The organism is Shewanella sp. A32 (assembly GCF_029167175.1).
Lineage (GTDB): Bacteria > Pseudomonadota > Gammaproteobacteria > Enterobacterales > Shewanellaceae > Shewanella > Shewanella yunxiaonensis.
In genome coordinates, this window is record NZ_JARFTS010000005.1 from 16,512 (window position 1) to 34,037 (window position 17,526).

At 48.8% G+C, this 17,526-nt stretch carries 21 protein-coding genes; 2 read left to right on the top strand and 19 right to left on the bottom strand.

Translation table 11 applies throughout. The features are described from left to right. Positions 1–119: 119 nt before the first annotated feature. A complete protein-coding gene (locus tag PY479_RS05475; protein WP_212593988.1) occupies positions 120–722 on the top strand; it encodes a nucleoside deaminase in 603 nt (200 codons plus the stop codon). 53 nt (positions 723–775) lie between these two features. On the opposite strand, the gene acpS is transcribed toward PY479_RS05475, so the two are convergent. The 11 genes from acpS to rpoE form a co-directional block, all read right to left on the bottom strand. Next, positions 776–1,153 (bottom strand): holo-ACP synthase, encoded by a 378-nt coding sequence (gene acpS / locus PY479_RS05480; protein ID WP_275483138.1) that lies wholly within the window; start codon positions 1,151–1,153, stop codon positions 776–778. A 3-nt stretch (positions 1,154–1,156) separates the two neighbouring features. Next, complete coding sequence (gene pdxJ / locus PY479_RS05485) at positions 1,157–1,894, bottom strand: pyridoxine 5'-phosphate synthase (RefSeq protein WP_275483139.1); 738 nt, start codon at positions 1,892–1,894, stop codon at positions 1,157–1,159. 43 nt (positions 1,895–1,937) lie between these two features. Continuing rightward, positions 1,938–2,618: a DNA repair protein RecO gene (recO, locus tag PY479_RS05490; protein WP_275483238.1), complete on the bottom strand. Its 681-nt coding sequence runs from the start codon at positions 2,616–2,618 to the stop codon at positions 1,938–1,940. Between the two features lie 6 nt (positions 2,619–2,624). Next, positions 2,625–3,611: a GTPase Era gene (gene era, locus PY479_RS05495; RefSeq protein ID WP_212593991.1), complete on the bottom strand. Its 987-nt coding sequence runs from the start codon at positions 3,609–3,611 to the stop codon at positions 2,625–2,627. After that, entirely contained in the window at positions 3,604–4,287 is a 684-nt protein-coding gene (gene rnc / locus PY479_RS05500; protein WP_275483239.1) for a ribonuclease III, read from the bottom strand. Before rnc ends, era begins: the two co-directional genes overlap by 8 nt. After that, positions 4,287–5,198, bottom strand: coding sequence for a signal peptidase I (lepB, locus tag PY479_RS05505; RefSeq protein ID WP_212593992.1), 912 nt, complete (start codon positions 5,196–5,198; stop codon positions 4,287–4,289). Before lepB ends, rnc begins: the two co-directional genes overlap by 1 nt. A 156-nt stretch (positions 5,199–5,354) precedes the next feature. Then, a complete protein-coding gene (gene lepA, locus PY479_RS05510; RefSeq protein ID WP_275483240.1) occupies positions 5,355–7,145 on the bottom strand; it encodes a translation elongation factor 4 in 1,791 nt (596 codons plus the stop codon). 108 nt (positions 7,146–7,253) lie between these two features. Then, positions 7,254–7,745, bottom strand: a complete 492-nt coding sequence (locus PY479_RS05515; RefSeq protein ID WP_275483140.1) for a SoxR reducing system RseC family protein — start codon at positions 7,743–7,745, stop codon at positions 7,254–7,256. Between the two features lie 10 nt (positions 7,746–7,755). Beyond that, complete coding sequence (locus PY479_RS05520) at positions 7,756–8,688, bottom strand: MucB/RseB C-terminal domain-containing protein (protein ID WP_212593994.1); 933 nt, start codon at positions 8,686–8,688, stop codon at positions 7,756–7,758. Between the two features lie 9 nt (positions 8,689–8,697). After that, positions 8,698–9,306, bottom strand: coding sequence for an RseA family anti-sigma factor (locus tag PY479_RS05525; RefSeq protein ID WP_275483141.1), 609 nt, complete (start codon positions 9,304–9,306; stop codon positions 8,698–8,700). A gap of 27 nt (positions 9,307–9,333) precedes the next feature. Continuing rightward, positions 9,334–9,912: an RNA polymerase sigma factor RpoE gene (gene rpoE / locus PY479_RS05530; protein ID WP_275483142.1), complete on the bottom strand. Its 579-nt coding sequence runs from the start codon at positions 9,910–9,912 to the stop codon at positions 9,334–9,336. Between the two features lie 202 nt (positions 9,913–10,114). Between rpoE and nadB the strand changes: the two genes are divergently transcribed. Beyond that, positions 10,115–11,725 (top strand): L-aspartate oxidase, encoded by a 1,611-nt coding sequence (gene nadB, locus PY479_RS05535; protein WP_275483143.1) that lies wholly within the window; start codon positions 10,115–10,117, stop codon positions 11,723–11,725. On the opposite strand, the gene PY479_RS05540 is transcribed toward nadB, so the two are convergent. From PY479_RS05540 to PY479_RS05575, 8 genes are all read right to left on the bottom strand, one after another. Further along, a complete protein-coding gene (locus tag PY479_RS05540) occupies positions 11,713–12,111 on the bottom strand; it encodes a protein YgfX (protein WP_212593998.1) in 399 nt (132 codons plus the stop codon). The genes nadB and PY479_RS05540 overlap by 13 nt on opposite strands. A 7-nt stretch (positions 12,112–12,118) precedes the next feature. Further along, positions 12,119–12,370 carry a succinate dehydrogenase assembly factor 2 gene (locus tag PY479_RS05545; protein ID WP_275483144.1) on the bottom strand — a complete coding sequence of 84 codons (252 nt, stop codon included), beginning with the start codon at positions 12,368–12,370 and terminating at the stop codon, positions 12,119–12,121. Between the two features lie 65 nt (positions 12,371–12,435). Further along, complete coding sequence (gene nhaR, locus PY479_RS05550; RefSeq protein WP_212593999.1) at positions 12,436–13,344, bottom strand: transcriptional activator NhaR; 909 nt, start codon at positions 13,342–13,344, stop codon at positions 12,436–12,438. Between the two features lie 15 nt (positions 13,345–13,359). Continuing rightward, positions 13,360–13,743: a hypothetical protein gene (locus PY479_RS05555; RefSeq protein WP_212594000.1), complete on the bottom strand. Its 384-nt coding sequence runs from the start codon at positions 13,741–13,743 to the stop codon at positions 13,360–13,362. Next, positions 13,740–14,915 carry a Na+/H+ antiporter NhaA gene (nhaA, locus tag PY479_RS05560; RefSeq protein ID WP_275483145.1) on the bottom strand — a complete coding sequence of 392 codons (1,176 nt, stop codon included), beginning with the start codon at positions 14,913–14,915 and terminating at the stop codon, positions 13,740–13,742. The genes PY479_RS05555 and nhaA overlap by 4 nt, the downstream gene beginning before the upstream one ends. Positions 14,916–15,033: 118 nt before the next feature. Continuing rightward, the gene (gene thyA / locus PY479_RS05565) at positions 15,034–15,828 is read right to left on the bottom strand and encodes a thymidylate synthase (RefSeq protein ID WP_275483146.1); all 795 of its coding nucleotides are present in this window, start codon (positions 15,826–15,828) and stop codon (positions 15,034–15,036) included. Next, positions 15,828–16,655: a prolipoprotein diacylglyceryl transferase gene (lgt, locus tag PY479_RS05570; protein ID WP_275483147.1), complete on the bottom strand. Its 828-nt coding sequence runs from the start codon at positions 16,653–16,655 to the stop codon at positions 15,828–15,830. Before lgt ends, thyA begins: the two co-directional genes overlap by 1 nt. A gap of 34 nt (positions 16,656–16,689) precedes the next feature. Beyond that, entirely contained in the window at positions 16,690–17,493 is an 804-nt protein-coding gene (locus PY479_RS05575) for a sulfite exporter TauE/SafE family protein (protein WP_275483148.1), read from the bottom strand. Positions 17,494–17,526 lie beyond the last annotated feature (33 nt).

Here is a 17,526-nt window from a genome sequence, read left to right on the forward strand (position 1 = left end):
TAAAGGCACCTGCGGGTGCCTTTATTATTAGCTAATAAATAGGAAACTGTAGTTCCGACTTTACCGCCACTTAGCAGCTGTTACACTGGTCGGCTGAAATAAGGACAGAGGTTAGTGATATGTGTGGTTTGCATTCCCACATTTTTCCCAATTCCCCCGTATTGGCCGTCAGTATCCACTTACCCGACTGGGTTGAGACACTGATTAACTGGCAGCAACCCTTGGTAACAGATGAGGCCAAAATGTCGTTGGCGTTGTCGCTGGCACAAGAAAATGTCCGCCGAAAAACCGGTGGTCCATTCGCCAGTATCATTGTGCATCGGCAGTCAGGACTATTGTTGAGCATTGGTGTTAATCAGGTCGTACCGCAGAATAATTCCACACTCCACGGTGAAGTGATGGCAATTATGCTGGGAGAACAACGTCTGAAACAATATAGCTTAGGCTTGGCAGAAGACTATGAACTGTTTACTTCCTGTGAGCCCTGTGCCATGTGCATGGGGGCGATATTGTGGTCTGGAGTAAAACGGTTGGTTTGTGCCGCTACCGGGGAAGATGCGCGAGCAATCGGTTTTGATGAAGGCCCGGTGTTTGAAGCGTCATATGATTATCTGATACATGCCGGGATAAAGGTAGAGCGGCAAGTCCTGCAACGTCAGGGGCGGGAAATATTGCAGGCGTATGTGGCTAACGGTGGTCTGCTATATAACGGTGCAGAGTAAAAATATACTCGCATAAAAAAGGGCCGGCAGGCCCTTTTTTACATGGTTAATAATTAACTCAGGATCACGGTTGCCACCGCATAATGGCGCTCATCAGCAATAGATAATAATGCTGAGGTGGCCCCCAAGGCCTGTAATTGCATTAACGCCCCCTCAGATAAGGTGAGCTCAGGCGCACCGGCCGTATTATTGGAGACGCGGATATGTTGGAATGAAACGCCTCGACCAATACCGGTGCCTAAGGCCTTTGCCGCGGCTTCTTTAGCTGCAAAACGTTTCGCGAGAAATCTCGCGGGCTGCTTATGTGCATTAAAATGCTGCAACTCCGTGATGGTTAATACGCGTTCAGCCAATCGCAGCAACGCTGTTGGCTGCATCTCGGTAAAGCGTTTTATTTCAACGATATCGGTCCCAAGCCCGAGAATAGCCATGGATTATTCGCCTCTGCGGCCTTCCAACATCAGCTGTTTCATATCCGCCACCGCTTTTGCCAGGCCGTCAATTGCGGCGCGGGCAATAATGGCATGACCGATATTTAACTCGTATAGCTCTGGAATGGCGGCAATCGGCTTAACGTTGTGATAGTGCAGACCATGACCCGCATTCACCACCAGACCTTTGCTATATGCATAAGCGGCCATTTCACTGATACGCGTCAGCTCTTGTTTGGCTTCTGCATCAGTTTTAGCGTCAGCATAATGACCGGTATGGATCTCAATGACTGGTGCGCCGACTGCTACAGCGGCATCAATCTGGCGCTGATCGGCATCGATAAACAGCGATACACTGACCCCGGCATCTTTCAGGCGTTTAACCGCTTCGCTCATTTTGTTCAGTTGTCCCGCGACATCCAAACCACCTTCAGTGGTCAGTTCTTCGCGCTTTTCTGGAACCAGACAGCAGTGTGGCGGCTTAATATCACAGGCGATTGCTAGCATCTCTTCTGTCACTGCCATCTCAAGGTTCATACGAGTCTGCAAGGTTTTCGCTAACAGGTAGACATCGCGATCTTTGATATGTCGGCGGTCTTCACGTAAATGCACCGTTATCCCTTCAGCACCGGCATGTTCAGCCACTGCGGCGGCATGGACGGGATCTGGAAAATCCGTACCACGTGCATTTCGCAATGTGGCGATATGATCAATATTGACCCCTAACAGAATTCTTCCCATAACCTTTCAACTCCTGCATGTTGATGATGTGCTGGCATCATCTTTATTGTTGATTTGTTGGTAATTCACGTTTGCTAAACAGCTGCCGACTCATTAACGGTTTGTCACCCACCACAGGTTGTAACAACAGACGAGTCAGGCGCTTCGCATGCGGCCAATCGGCATCGAGTAACTCTCTGGCAGCCAGCGCCAATAACACTCGCCCCGGAATGATGCCGTCCCCCGCCAGAAATCCCGATTCAGGTAACCAGCGGTAGTGGCTAGCAGCATCTACGGCTACGCCATTGGCATCCAGTGTCAACGATGGCAAACAACCGAGTTCGTCCAGCAGTGTTAGCTCAAAAAAACGTAGCGGTGTCTGACTGAACTCTCGTGCCAGCGCCATCAGTGTCTGATGATAAGGCACAAACAGCGACTCGCCACTTTGCACCTGACCCAATGCACGTATCAGTAACTCATTCAGATAGAGCGCTGAATACAAAGCGTCCCCGGTCAGCGGTACTGCCGGGGACGCACTTTCAATCTGACTCAGACTACGCAGTTCACCGCGGCCCGAGAGTTCAAATAACAGCGGTTGAAATGGCTGTATCACGCTTTTGAGAGAACGCTTACCGCTGCCAAGCCTTGCAATAGCGTCTATACGCCCGAGGCCATCTACCAGCAGTCTAAGCAATGCACTGGTTTCACGATAAGGCTTGGCATGCAGCACATATCCCCGGTGCATCACAACTTAATCTTCGCCATACCCGAGACTGCGCAGCGCACGTTCATCATCCGCCCAGCCCGATTTCACTTTCACCCAGACTTCTAGAAACACTTTGTTGTCGAAAAGCTTTTCCATATCCAAACGAGACTCGGTGGCAATGGTACGAATGCGCTCGCCGTTTTTACCAATCACCATACGCTTCTGCCCCTCCCGTTCCACCAGGATCAGCGCATTGATTTGGTATACTCCGTTTTCCATCATCTTAAACTGTTCAATTTCGACGGTCGCATCATAGGGAAGTTCATCCCCCAGATAACGCATCAACTTTTCACGCACAATTTCCGATGCCATAAAACGCTGAGAACGATCGGTAATATAATCTTCCGGGAAAAAATGCACACTTTCAGGCAAACATTGGCGTGCCAGCGACAGCAATTTACCCACGTTAGTACCGGACTTAGCGGAAATTGGCACAATCTCGTCAAAGGGAAATTTCTGTCCCAATTCTTGCAGATAAGGAAATAGCGCTTCTTTATCTTTTATATGGTCGACTTTATTCACCGCTAATACGGTTTTACGCTCATCGGCGCCACGCCGCAGCTTATTCAGTACCATTTCGTCGTCAGCCGTCCAGTGCATGCCATCGACCACGAATATCACCATACACACATCGGCAATGGAGCTGGATGCCGCACGATTCATCAGACGGTTAATGGCGCGCTTTTCTTCCATATGCAGGCCAGGTGTATCAATAAATACCACTTGTGAATCACCATCGGTATGGATGCCCATGATGCGATGGCGAGTGGTTTGTGGCTTGCGGGAAGTGATACTGACTTTCTGTCCCAGCAACTGGTTCAGTAGGGTCGATTTCCCCACGTTAGGGCGACCGACGATAGCCACCATACCACAATAGGTCTTATCGTAGGTCGGCGTCTGTGGCTGATTTAACTTGGCCAGCAACTCATCAAGACTAGGTTCCTGTTCCGGCATTTGCGGGGTTTTACTCATGCTTCATCAACTCCAGCACTTGTGCTGCGGCCTGTTGCTCGGCTTTACGTCGTGAACTGCCAGTACCTGTCACTGGCGCAGATAACTCTGCCACGCGGCACTCGACCGTAAATGTCTGATCGTGTGCTTCGCCTTCCACCTTCATTACTTCATATTCGGGTAATGGCTTTTTATGGCCTTGCAACAATTCCTGCAACTGAGTTTTGGCATCCTTCTGCCCTTCCCCCGGTTTTATCGCAGCCAAGCGTGCTTCATACCACCCTAATAACAGCGTTCTGACCACTTCCAAATCGGCATCCAGATAGATGGCACCGATGATGGCTTCAACAGCATCTGCGAGGATCGATTCTCTACGGAATCCACCACTTTTCAGCTCGCCGGGACCCAATGTCAAATAATCGCCCAATTTGAACTCTTTTGCCATTTTAGCCAGCGTATCACCACGAACCAGTGTGGCGCGCATGCGGCTAAGATCACCTTCCGTGACTTTAGGAAACTGATGAAATAACTGATCAGAAATGATTACCGACAGAATGGAATCGCCGAGGAACTCCAAACGTTCATTGTGTTTGTTTGCGGCACTACGGTGCGTCAGTGCCTGTTCCAACAGTGCCAAGTCTTTAAATTCATAGCCTAAAGTACGACAAAGTCGTGGCAGATTTTTAATTGGTTCCATCATTGTATGCCACCAACACGGTTAAAACGCACACCGGTTGGGATCCAGGTTGGCAAAAAGTCATCCGGCTTGCGATCAAATTCAAAACTTATCCAGATACAAACGGCCCGTCCTACTAAATTCTTTTCTGGAACAAAGCCCCAAAAACGACTATCGGTGCTGTTATCGCGGTTATCACCCATGGCGAAATATTCCCCTTCAGGCACGACGAATTCACCTGCAGGTAAATCATCTTGGCGATAATAAAACGCCTTAGGTTCGCCTCTGGCGGGATCGATCAGTATATCGTGCGTCACATTGCCGAGTTGCTCGCGGTAACGGATCTGCGGCACCCCATCGAGACTAAATTCACCACGGTTAACTTCCGCGCGCAGGACCAATCTTGGTTCTGGACACGGGCTCTGCTGATGGCAAGCCTCCTGAATGTACAGTTCCTTATTGCGGTAGATAATACGATCGCCAGGCAAACCAACCACGCGCTTGATGTAATCCACAGATTCATCTTTAGGATATTTAAACACGATGATATCGCCACGTTTTGGTTCACCGGTGCTAACCAGTTTAGTGCGCCACACGGGGTCTTTAAGACCATAGGCAAATTTTTCTACCAGAATAAAATCACCAACCAACAGCGTTGGCATCATAGAACCTGATGGGATTTGGAACGGCTCATAGATAAAGGAGCGCAGGATCATGACAAACGCTATCACTGGGAAAATGGATTTGGATGTTTCAACGATTGCGGGCTCTTGCAGCAATTGCGCTTTGGCTTCTTCTGGCAGTTCTCCCTGCCCTTCTGCCAGCGCTAACCGTGCCCGTCGTTTCGGCGCCAATAACCAGGCATCAAACGCCCAAACGATACCGGTAACCAAGGTTACCAACACTAAAAAAATCGAAAAGTAGGCCGCCATGGGTCAGTTATACTCCTGCCTTGATTTCAATAAATACCTTCTTGCCAACTTTGGTTAGTGTACCTATACAGAAATAGCTCTCATTCACTAGGCATACTAACCAAAGCGCCGCGAACCGCGGCGCAAAGAAAGTCATAAACACAGCATTGGACAACGTTATTCGTTGATCTTCAATACCGCCAGGAAGGCTTCCTGAGGTACTTCAACGTTACCCAACTGCTTCATACGCTTTTTACCTTCTTTCTGTTTCTGCAACAGTTTCTTCTTACGAGACACGTCACCACCATAACACTTGGCGGTCACATCTTTACGTAATGCTTTTACCGTCGAGCGAGCCACCACCTGACTTCCGACTGCCGCCTGAATCGCAATGTCGAACATCTGCCGCGGGATCAGCTCTTTCATTTTATCCACCAGCGCAATACCACGATGACGGATGTTAGAACGGTGCAGGATCATGGCAAGCGCATCCACCCTATCACCATTAATCAACACGTCCAATCGCACCATATCTGCTGGCTGGAAATACACAAAGTTATATTCCAAAGACGCGTAGCCACGGCTGGTAGATTTCAGTTTGTCGAAAAAATCCATTACCACTTCCGCGGCAGGAATATGGTATGTCAGGGCGACTTGATTGCCGTGATATACCATGTTTTTCTGCACGCCTCGCTTATCGACACACAGGGTAATCACATTACCCAAATAGTCTTTAGGCACCAGGATATTCGCTTCAACAATCGGTTCATGAATTTCTTCAATATTGTTGATTGGTGGCAATTCGGATGGGTTGTCTACATAGACGGTCTCACCATTAGTGAGCACAACTTCATACTCTACTGTTGGCGCGGTGGTGATCAGATCGAGATTATATTCCCGCTCCAGACGCTCCTGGATGATCTCCATATGCAGCAGGCCAAGATAGCCAATACGGAAGCCGAACCCCAATGCAGAAGAGGTCTCCGGTTCAAACTGCAGGGAGGCGTCATTCAGACTGAGCTTGTTCAGTGCATCACGGAAACTTTCATAATCGTCAGTAGATACGGTAAATACCCCGGCATAAACCTGAGGTTTTACCTTCTTAAATCCTGGCAGCGGTTTGTCGGCACCATTTTTTGCTAATGTCAGCGTGTCGCCCACTGGTGCACCATGGATCTCTTTGATCCCGGCAACAACAAACCCTACCTCACCGGTTTTTAGCTCACTCTTATCGGTTTGCTTCGGTGTAAAAATCCCGACCCGCTCGGCAATATAATTCTGCCCGGTCGACATGACTTTAAACTTGTCACCTTTTTTGAGACTACCGTTTTTAATGCGCACCAATGACACCACGCCCAGATAGGCATCAAACCAGGAGTCAATAATCAATGCTTGCAGAGGCGCCTCAGCATCGCCCTTTGGGGGAGGAATTTGAGCAACGATAGTTTCCAAGACTTCGTCGACACCGACACCAGTTTTCGCAGAGCAACGCACGGCATCCTTGGCTTCGATACCCACGATATCTTCAATTTCTGCGGCGACTCTTTCTGGATCAGCTTGTGGTAAGTCAATTTTATTCAGTACTGGCACCACATCCAGATTCATATCGAGTGCGGTATAACAGTTAGCCAGCGTCTGTGCTTCTACACCTTGTCCGGCATCAACAACCAATAATGCGCCTTCACATGCCGCCAGAGAGCGGGAAACCTCATAAGAAAAGTCAACATGTCCGGGCGTATCGATAAAGTTAAGCTGATAGATTTCACCGTCTTTGGCTTTATAGTCGAGCGTGACGCTTTGAGCTTTAATGGTGATCCCGCGCTCACGCTCCAGATCCATTGAGTCCAGTACCTGTTCTGCCATTTCACGGTCAGTCAGACCGCCGCAAACCTGGATTAAGCGGTCAGAAAGAGTGGATTTGCCATGGTCAATGTGGGCAATGATCGAGAAGTTTCTGATGTGATTCATCATGCTGCGGTAACTAAGCTCTTGGTTAATTGTGTCAGTTAAAGGTGCGGAATTGTAACTGATCGCGATGCCAATACCAATTAGATTCGCTGCTGGAGCAGAAGCGGCTCAGGAGTGGCAGCAATGATCACTATCAACACTTTCGGTGCTCATCGGTCTGCCAAGATTTGCCAGTATTACTGGCTGCGCAGCACCTTCAAGCACTTTGGCACGACGTTTACCGAAATACCAGGCAGCGACAGCCACCATTAAAGCCATCAACATACTGGTGGCATCTGAATTAGTTCCCGTAAGCTGGGCAATGCTGCCGCCAAGAATACCGCCAATAAACAAGCCGATTAGAGGGAGCAAATACACCAGCGCTGCCGCTTTGAGAATAACGCTTTCTGGAAGTCCTAAACGTAACAGAGTACCTGTGGAGTAATATTCAACCGCGGGCAATGAAAACTCTTGATAACGCCCGGTAAACGCTTTGGCTACCGCTGAGGTGCCGCAACTCTCCCCCTGGGAACAATGGTTACAGGCGCTTTTCATTTCAACGCGAACAGTTACCCAACCGTCCGCATCTGAACCAATGACTGTTGCAACCTGCTCCATCATAAGCTTACCCTCAGTCTAGCCTCAAACCTGACGCAATACGGACCAATGTTTGTGTCGGCACTTTGCCAACCGCAACCACTTCCAGATTGCCCACGCGCTCAGACGCCATCGATATGCCATTACGCGTCATTAGCTCCTCTGGTATTGGTGCCTGCCCTGAACGTGCCACATAGACTGAAATATTGCTTAATCCGTCGGTCAATGCAATGTATTCCACCGGTTCGTGGGAACCGATTAAACGGTGGTGATCGCGAACAATGACCTTAAACCCCGGAGGCAACCAATCAAACTGCCAGTTTTGACCATCTTCCCGTTCTGCGGTATTCATGACCGGTGGCCATTTCTGCTTGTAAGCATCTTCAAGGATTGGCGCGGGTGTTTTCGTCTCCAACAGTTCGATGACTAACAACTGCTCTAATAACTGCTTATCCTGCGACAGCATGTCATATCGTAGCGGTAGATAGGTATCAACATCGATCCACACTTGAAAGGCATAGCGATATTCGTCATTAGGCACCAAACGGATCATTTGTCCAGTGCGCCCGGCAATCCGCGCACGGCCGCCAAGCACTATCTGATAGCCTTTCTCAAGTTCAGCAACATCCCCAGCAAAAGCTGCGGGGATCACACCTTGAATGCGATTGGCGGTCATGCTGTAAGCCGGTTGATCATGCTCGATAAAAGTGACGGTATTACCTACACGCACCGCATTTTTTACCGGTCCGTTTAAGTGCTCAAGAAACGCCACTTCCTTTCCTTCAACGATACCGTGGAGGTAGATCAATGGCCGGATGTTATCCGCTTGAAGCTGGATGAGGGAAATTTTGAACTGCTTTTCACGTAAGGCCTGACTCATATTATCGAGCCAGGCTTTGGCGGTGAGTTGTTCCTGCGCAAACGCAGGCAGAGCAAAGGCCAGGAAAGCCAACAGGATGAGACGCAAAAGACTTCCTTATTGATTCAACGGAACAGTAACGACCTCGTTATTGTTATCCATAACCACACCGGCATTCAATCGCTGTTGCAGCATATGGTCCTGAATATAACTATTAATACGACGACGTTGTTCCATTAACTGTTCGTTAGTGTACCCCTGAGGCTGTTGTACGGCGTCAGTCTGTAAACTCACTGGCGAGGCGCCGCCCACTAAAGGACGAGTCATCAAGACTGGTGATGCTGCATCGTCAGCGCTACCAGAGCCAGAATAATTCTGTACACCGACGACGGCCACTAGCGCCACAGCGGCGGCAATAGCATACTGACCAAACTGCTTGAATAAAGGTGCAACTATCGTGTTGCCATTTTGCTGTTTGCTAACTTGCTGCTGTGGTCGCGCGACAGGAACCAAGATTGCAGGCTCTTGCTCAATAGCGGCGGCAATACTATCAGACAAGTCCAGTTGGAGTGTCTGCGGTAACTCACCCCGCATGGCATCACCAATAAGATGGTAATTGCGCCATTTATCATGAGAAGATTTATCACTGGCCAAATCTGCCAGAGCCTGAGGGCCGGCTTCACCGTCCACTGCAGCGGAAACCCACTCCTGACCTAATTTTTCCATTACTCAGCTCACCTGTTAGTTTAAGGGTTATCTTTCCAGCAAAGGCTGGAGCTTTTTGTCGATGGCTTCACGAGCGCGAAAGATACGTGATCTCACTGTGCCCACCGGACAATCCATAATATTGGCGATATCCTCGTAACTCATGCCATCAAGCTCTCGCAAGGAGATCGCCATTTTTAACTCTTCAGGCAGTGACTCTAATGTGTCAAACACGACCTTTTTGATCTCATCTGACAACATCAATCGCTCAGGCGATGCAAATTCTTTAAGTGCATCACTGCCATCGTAATATTCAGCTTCATCAGCATCGACATCATTGGCAGGAGCTCTACGCCCCTGAGACACCAGATGGTTCTTTGCTGTATTTACTGCAATTCGGTACAACCAAGTATAAAACGCACTTTCACCGCGAAAATTTGGTAACGCCCGGTAAGCTTTAATAAAAGCTTCTTGCGCTACGTCGGCTACATCGGCCTGATTTCTCACATAACGTGAAATCAGGTTAATCACTTTTCCCTGGTACTTTTGTACCAAAAGGTTAAATGCGTTTTTATCGCCCCGTTGTACGCGCTCAACTAACTGTTGATCACTAGTCTGTCCACTCATCCGAGCCGACTTCTCCCAACTCTTATAATGCTGATTTTTCAGTCGCTCGAATCATATTCACGTATGTAGACCAGCGCCTTTATGAAAAGTTCTTAATGAAATTTTAAAATTTCACTATAAATGTGTTTTGGGTCAAAAATTATACCCAATATAGAGCAGTTGGTTTAGGATAAGCCCTCTACCAATCGGCTCATGATACCCTATGAAACAAGCAGTTGAACACCAAGCCGACATACTGATTATCGGCAGTGGCGCCGCAGGTTTAACACTGGCGCTGCACCTCGCACAGCACTGCAATATTATTGTCCTGTCTAAAGGCGCACTCAGCGAGGGCTCAACCTACTATGCACAAGGCGGTATTGCTTCCGTTTTCGACGAAGAGGATACCATAGAATCCCACGTGACCGACACGTTAGTTGCCGGTGCGGGACTATGCGACGAAACAGCGGTGACTTTCACGGCCAAGAATGCCAAGGCAGCCATGAAATGGTTGATTGAGTGTGGTGTTGCCTTCGATAAAGATGAACGGCCAGACGGGACCATTGATGAATCGAGCTACCATCTGACGCGCGAAGGTGGTCACAGCCATCGACGGATCTTACATGCGGCCGATGCCACTGGCAAAGAAGTACAGACGACATTGCAGCAACGAGTGCTAAATCATCCCAATATCCAAGTGTTAGAACGCTATAACGCGGTAGACTTAATTTCTACCCGCAAATTAGGACGTCCTGGCAATCGGGTTTTAGGCGCTTATGTCTGGAACCGCACACAGGAACAGGTTGAAACGATTAAAGCGCGCTTTGTGGCGTTAGCAACCGGTGGTAGTTCCAAGGTGTATCAATACACCTCTAACCCCGATGTGTCTTCTGGTGATGGCATCGCCATGGCATGGCGTGCAGGTTGCCGTGTCGCCAATATGGAATTCAATCAGTTTCATCCAACCTGTCTCTATCACGCAGATGCCCGTAACTTCCTGCTGACCGAGGCACTCCGTGGCGAAGGTGCGCTATTAAAACGTCCTGATGGTAGTCGTTTTATGCCGGAATATGATGAACGTGCAGAACTGGCACCGCGGGACATCGTGGCTCGGGCCATCGACCATGAAATGAAACGCCTGGGTGCCGATTGTGTGTTTTTAGATATCTCACACAAAGATTCGGAATTTATCATTAAACATTTTCCGACCATTTACCGGCGCTGCATGGATTTGGGCATCGATATCACCAAGCAACCCATTCCAGTAGTGCCTGCGGCCCACTACACCTGTGGTGGCGTCATGACCGACTTGCATGGTCAGACGGATCTGAACGGCCTGTATGCGATCGGTGAAGTGGCTTATACCGGATTACACGGGGCGAACCGACTCGCCTCTAATTCGTTGCTTGAATGTCTGGTGTATGCCCGCGCCGCGGCCAGCGACATCCTGAGTCAGTTGCATAAACAGCAGATGCCCGGTGCAATTCCCTCCTGGGATGAAAGTCAGGTATCTGATTCAGATGAAGAAGTTGTAATTGCGCATAACTGGCATGAACTGCGTCTGTTTATGTGGGATTACGTGGGGATTGTGCGTTCAGATAAACGGCTGGAGCGAGCGCTGCGGCGTGTCACTATGTTGCAACAAGAGATCGAAGAGTATTACAGCAATTTCCGTGTAAGTAACAACTTGTTGGAACTGCGCAATCTGGTACAAGTAGCAGAATTGATTATTCGTTGCGCGATGAACCGTAAAGAGAGCCGCGGTCTGCATTACAACATTGATTATCCTGAAAAACTACCCGATCCCAAGCCCACCATTCTTCAGCCGGAGTAAGGGCTATTACGATTGAGCAACAGGCGACACAGATGACGGTAATCTGTGTCGTCAAACATATCGCTAAAAAGGTAAAGACGTCGAAAGCCCGTCGGCAACTGACAAGAAAAACTGACTAACCAAGGTGTCACCATCACTGGCTCGGCGACATCAAAACTATCACCCGTTTCAAATTGCCCGCCACCGTTACCCGCCAGCCAAAACTCAAGCTGCCAATACCGTAATCGCCATAGCCGAACGCTAAAATATCCGATCAACGTGGTAACCATGAGCCAACGCAACGGTTGATAAAACAGATAATCTAAATCGGGCCAGAAACAGAAACTGAGCAAACAAACGGCAGCCAGTACCATCAACGCCAGGTACTGGCCAAATGAGGATTTCACGGCAAATCTATGGTGCGGCACGCCCACGAACCTTAGCCACCATATCCGCTAACTGCGGATCAGAACATTTCGCATGCCCCATAAACCAGGCAAACAATTGCGGATCTTCACATTCCAACAATCGCACAAAGGTGGCTTTGTCAGTATCAGTGAGATCCTGATAATATTTTTCGACAAACGGCTGGAATAACACATCCAATTCCAGCATCCCACGCCGGCAAGCCCACTTCACTCGGGCATAGTTCATCAAATCAGCCATCGTTTAACTCCCCTTATTAAAATACTGTTGCCAGTTTACCCCCTGCGGCAGTGACTGTCGAATCACTAAAGTTTCTGAAGTTGAACATCATAGCCAGCAAAAAGCACTTCGAAATCAGTCTCAAGCAGACACTTGACCGCTGGATGCTGGATCATCCGTTCTGCAAACATCACGTGATATTCTTCCTTAATATCCAGCGTTGCCCCCAAGAGCCGCACATTGTGGTTGAGAATGTCCTGCTGATAGATGGAGGGTGCCACAAAAATTCCGCGGCCAAAGTACCCAAAAGCCTTCATCATCGCGGCGTCGTCAAATTCTCCGAGGATGGTGACATTCAGATTTTTCTCATCAAACCAGCGATATAACTGTTGGCCGATGGACGAGCGTTTACTGGGTAACAGAATAGGGGCTTCCTCCAAACAGGCAGGAAACGGTTGAGTCAGTGGCATCGCCGAAAAAAAGGCCACACCACATTCACCCAATTTTTTCGAGAGAATTTCAGGATATTTTAACGACTCCCCGGCGCAATCGGAGAGGATCATATCGAGTTTATGCTCGCGTAACCGCGCCATCAGATGTTCATGAGTGGCTTCGTAGCACGCTAACTGCATACTCGCATCGCGCGGGATCACGGACATTAACACTCGACTAGCGAGTGTTTTCGACAGTGCGTCAGCAATACCGACCTCAAACAGTAAACTGTTCTCTTTGGTGTAGTTGAGCACATCCAACATTTCGTATGAGAGCGCGAACATGCGATCCGCATAACGAAACACCAACTCCCCTAATTCAGTGGGTTCCAATCGACGCCCATTACGTTTAAACAGACTGCCGTTGAGCCGCTCTTCAAACGCGCGGATCTGCCCGGTGACGGTCTGCGGTGTAAGACACAAGGTCTCAGCCGCTTTGGTCACCGAGCCTTTTTTTTGTACCATCCAAAAATAGTAAAGATGGTTGTAATTCAGATGTGACATGGGCAATCCATCTCGCTATTGCAGTCGCTGACAATCCAACAAGCTGAATACTGCCGTTTGCAAATCCGCTTGCACCGTCACCTCGCCACTGTCTATCGCTTCAGTCAGACCGGTGACCAAGCTAACTCTTTCAGGTAAACGGTCCAGACAAAACTGGCGATTAGCTTCCTGGAAGCGTTTACCTCCACGGTATTTCAACGCCCGCGATAAATAGTCATTACTTTCCAACCGAGCCCCCACGGCTAATGGCTTATACATTAACGCACCATCAACAATTCCTTCCAGATAACTTTGGCAAATCTTACCTTTGCTATCCGTTTTACAAGCTTCCAATTGCGACGCTTGTGCAATTGGCGTCAGCAGCATTAACAGCGCGATGCTTAAATATTGGCTTTTCATACTTTGTCTCCTGTACCGGGTAACGTTTTTGATAACCATAAATATCCCAATGCGGCGGCCGTCATGGAACCGAGCAAAATGCCCAGGCGAGCCAAATCACCGTACAACACCCCACCGTGTTCAAACGCGAGCGAAGCAATAAACATCGACATGGTGAAACCAATCCCGCACATTACCGCAACTGGGGCAATGTGATGCCAACCAATCCCGCTGGGTAACTCGGCTAACTTAAGTTTTACGGCAAGAAAGCTGAATAACATCACCCCAATGGGTTTTCCTAATAGCAGTCCCAGCGCGATCCCCATCGGGACCGGAGACAACAGACTCTGAAGCGACATACCGTTCAGCGACACCCCGGCATTTGCAAAGGCAAACACCGGCAGAATAAGGAATGTGCTCCAGGGATGCAGAGCATGTTCCAGATGTTGCGACGGCGAACGGCCGTCTTTGCCTCGCAACGGAATGGCAAATGCGATAATTACGCCAGCCAACGTGGCATGCACACCCGATTTCAAAACCGCGACCCATAAGATTGCCCCGAGCAGTCCATACGCCCCTAACGAAGTCACACCTTTAACGTTAAGCAAAATAAGTCCCAACACCGCGAAAGCCGCGACTACAAGACTGATGATTGAAAGATCATTGCTGTAAAACAGTGCAATGATAACGATGACGCCTAAGTCATCAATGATTGCTAACGCTAACAAGAACACCTTAAGTGCTACAGGCACGCGACTTCCAAGTAACGCCATAATGCCCAGTGCAAACGCGATATCTGTCGCAGCAGGGATAGCCCAACCACCTGAAGTTATCGGATCTTGATAGTTGAATAACAGATAGATAGCGGCTGGAACCATCATGCCACCTAATGCTGCAAACGTTGGCAACGACGCTTTAGCAACACTAGACAGTGCCCCTTCAATAAGTTCCCGCTTTACTTCCAAACCGATCAGCAAGAAGAACAACGCCATCAAGCCATCATTAATCCACAACAGCAGTGGCTTATGAATATCTAATGCGCCAACACGTATCTGCAATGGCATGTCGAGAAAACCTTGATAGACTCCCACCAGCGGAGAATTGGCAGATAGCATGGCCAGCACCACAGCCGCCAGCAACAAAATGCCACCTGCCGATTCCTGGCTAAGGAAATCCCGAATAACTTTTTCCATGACGAACTCCAAAATCGATAATTCATCAAAGTGTAGCTAACGGATTTTAACAAGGAAAATCGAAAGATTCTGCCATTAAACTCGGAATTTCCGAGCTTAATGGCTTTAAGAAGGAAAATCAGACGGCGACAGGAGCCTTGATATGAGGATGAGGATCATAACCACTCAATTCGAAATCTTCGAATTGATAGTCAAAAATCGAGGCGGGTTTGCGCAGGATAGTCATCGTTGGCAATGCTCTGGGCTCACGACTTAACTGCAGCCGTGTCTGCTCAAGATGATTGGAATACAGATGAGTATCGCCACCGGTCCACACAAAATCCCCTAATTCGAGTTCACATTGCTGTGCAACCATCATCGTTAATAACGCGTAACTAGCGATATTAAACGGTAGCCCGAGGAAGATGTCACAGCTACGCTGGTACAACTGGCAGGACAATTTGCCGTCGGCAACGTAAAACTGGAAAAATGCATGGCAAGGCGCTAACGCCATTTTATTCAGTTCGGCTACATTCCATGCAGAAACGATTAAGCGCCTTGAGTCTGGCTGCTGCTTTATCTGCTGAATAACCTGACTGATCTGATCAATATGCTGGCCATCAGGCGTTGGCCAACTGCGCCATTGAGCACCATACACTGGGCCAAGATCGCCGTTGTCATCTGCCCACTCATCCCAGATAGAGACGTTATTTTCTTTAAGGTATGCAATATTGGTGTCACCGTTAAGAAACCACAGTAGCTCATGGATAATGGAACGCAGATGGCATTTTTTGGTAGTGACTAGCGGGAAACCTTTACTGAGGTCAAAACGCATCTGGTAACCAAACACTGAAAGCGTACCGGTGCCGGTACGATCAGTTTTTTTAGTACCGTGCTCCAGTACATGTCGCATTAAATCGAGATATTGCTGCATTACTGTTTCCCTTTTACCAGACTGTTTACCGGCGCTTTACGTACCAGTAGATAAATACCAAAGATAATCATCGGTGCCGACAGAATTTGTCCCATCGTAATATCTCCGAGGAAAAATCCCAATTGAGGATCCGGCTGACGGACTAATTCTGCCACACTGCGGAAGATACCATATCCCAACAGGAACATGCCGGAAACTGCGCCACGTTTATCCGTTTGGCGACTGTACCATTGCAACAAAATAAACAGCGCAACGCCTTCCAGTGCAAACTGATACAATTGCGATGGATGACGTGGTTCTGGGCCCCCTGTCGGAAACACCATTCCCCAAGGAAGATCGGTCACTCGCCCCCAAAGTTCACCGTTAATGAAGTTGCCAATACGTCCCGCCCCGAGACCAATAGGGACAACTGGCGCGACGATGTCTGACACCTCAAAGAATGTACGCTGCTGTTTGCGAGCAATATAGAACATTGCCAGTATCACCCCGACCAGACCGCCGTGGAATGACATACCACCTTCACTGATTTTGAACAGGTACAAAGGATCTGCCAGGAAATAGTCGAGATGGTAAACCAGCACGTAGCCGATACGGCCTCCAAGGATCACCCCCAGAAACGCATAAAACAACAAGTCTGAAACTTGGTCCCTTGTCCATATGCCATTGGATTTGTCGGCTTTACGGTTAAGCAAAAACATCGCCGCCATAAATCCCAGAAGATACATAAACCCATACCAGCGCAGCGCTGGATGGAAACTCTGACCAAAAATTTCAAAAGGCCCAAAAGACACGATCACAGGATCAATGTGAGGAAATTGCAACGCCATAAAGAAGATTACATCCTGGAGTTTTTGATTATTGCTAGCTAAACATCAATTTGAGACCCACCACAAGCAGTAACGCTGCGAAGATCTTTTTCAGTACTGGCGTCGGCCAAGTACTCGCTGCTTTAGCACCAACGGGGGCCAGCAACATGGAAGTGATCACTATGCCCACCAGCGCTGGGAGATAAACATACCCCAAGGAACCCAGCGGCATGCCTTCGATATCCCAGCCGGCAATAACATACCCTAAACTGCCCCAAAGCGCGATCACCAAGCCATTGGCTGAAGAAAATCCGACCGCTTGCCGCATCTGCAAGCCACACCAACATAGGAATGGTACAGTTAACGTACCACCGCCGATCCCCATCAATCCGGAAATCACCGCAATGAACGCCGACGCCAGAAACAACACAATTGCTGGCGGCAGTTTTTTGCCTTCAGAAGAGGGCTTGTAAGGGAATGCCATGTTCGCTGACATTAAAATCACGAAAACGGCAAACCCGCGTTTCAGGTCATTGCCGGATATTAATTGCGCAATAAACCCTGAGCACAACGCCCCGATAATGGTGCCGGGCAGCATTGGCTTGAACAGCGACCAATCAATATTGCCGCGAGCGTGATGTGCTCTGGCTGATGAAAATGAGGTGAGAATAATGGCGGCCAACGAGGTGGCGATGGCGACATGCGGCAGATAATTAGCAGGAACATGCACCCATGGCAGCATATAAATTAATGCGGGCACCGCGATTAGTCCGCCGCCGATACCTAATAAGCCGGCTGAGAATCCCACCACAATTCCCAACAACAAACAGGCACCACACACTAATAGAAGGCTTTCCACATTGATTCCTTAGCAAAATGTCAGTAACTATCG

What these genes read in the sequence shown, in the direction of transcription:
- PY479_RS05555 (WP_212594000.1), bottom strand. Translation starts at nt 13,743, where the DNA reads ATGAAAAGCCAATATTTAAGCATCGCGCTGTTAATGCTGCTGACGCCA.
- PY479_RS05545 (WP_275483144.1), bottom strand. Translation starts at nt 12,370, where the DNA reads ATGGCTGATTTGATGAACTATGCCCGAGTGAAGTGGGCTTGCCGGCGT.
- nadB (WP_275483143.1), top strand. Translation starts at nt 10,115, where the DNA reads ATGAAACAAGCAGTTGAACACCAAGCCGACATACTGATTATCGGCAGT.
- recO (WP_275483238.1), bottom strand. Translation starts at nt 2,618, where the DNA reads ATGCACCGGGGATATGTGCTGCATGCCAAGCCTTATCGTGAAACCAGT.
- lepA (WP_275483240.1), bottom strand. Translation starts at nt 7,145, where the DNA reads ATGAATCACATCAGAAACTTCTCGATCATTGCCCACATTGACCATGGC.
- nhaA (WP_275483145.1), bottom strand. Translation starts at nt 14,915, where the DNA reads ATGGAAAAAGTTATTCGGGATTTCCTTAGCCAGGAATCGGCAGGTGGC.
- thyA (WP_275483146.1), bottom strand. Translation starts at nt 15,828, where the DNA reads ATGCAGCAATATCTCGATTTAATGCGACATGTACTGGAGCACGGTACT.
- PY479_RS05525 (WP_275483141.1), bottom strand. Translation starts at nt 9,306, where the DNA reads ATGGAAAAATTAGGTCAGGAGTGGGTTTCCGCTGCAGTGGACGGTGAA.
- nhaR (WP_212593999.1), bottom strand. Translation starts at nt 13,344, where the DNA reads ATGTCACATCTGAATTACAACCATCTTTACTATTTTTGGATGGTACAA.
- lepB (WP_212593992.1), bottom strand. Translation starts at nt 5,198, where the DNA reads ATGGCGGCCTACTTTTCGATTTTTTTAGTGTTGGTAACCTTGGTTACC.
- PY479_RS05515 (WP_275483140.1), bottom strand. Translation starts at nt 7,745, where the DNA reads ATGATGGAGCAGGTTGCAACAGTCATTGGTTCAGATGCGGACGGTTGG.
- pdxJ (WP_275483139.1), bottom strand. Translation starts at nt 1,894, where the DNA reads ATGGGAAGAATTCTGTTAGGGGTCAATATTGATCATATCGCCACATTG.
- PY479_RS05475 (WP_212593988.1), top strand. Translation starts at nt 120, where the DNA reads ATGTGTGGTTTGCATTCCCACATTTTTCCCAATTCCCCCGTATTGGCC.
- rnc (WP_275483239.1), bottom strand. Translation starts at nt 4,287, where the DNA reads ATGGAACCAATTAAAAATCTGCCACGACTTTGTCGTACTTTAGGCTAT.
- acpS (WP_275483138.1), bottom strand. Translation starts at nt 1,153, where the DNA reads ATGGCTATTCTCGGGCTTGGGACCGATATCGTTGAAATAAAACGCTTT.
- rpoE (WP_275483142.1), bottom strand. Translation starts at nt 9,912, where the DNA reads ATGAGTGGACAGACTAGTGATCAACAGTTAGTTGAGCGCGTACAACGG.
- era (WP_212593991.1), bottom strand. Translation starts at nt 3,611, where the DNA reads ATGAGTAAAACCCCGCAAATGCCGGAACAGGAACCTAGTCTTGATGAG.
- lgt (WP_275483147.1), bottom strand. Translation starts at nt 16,655, where the DNA reads ATGGCGTTGCAATTTCCTCACATTGATCCTGTGATCGTGTCTTTTGGG.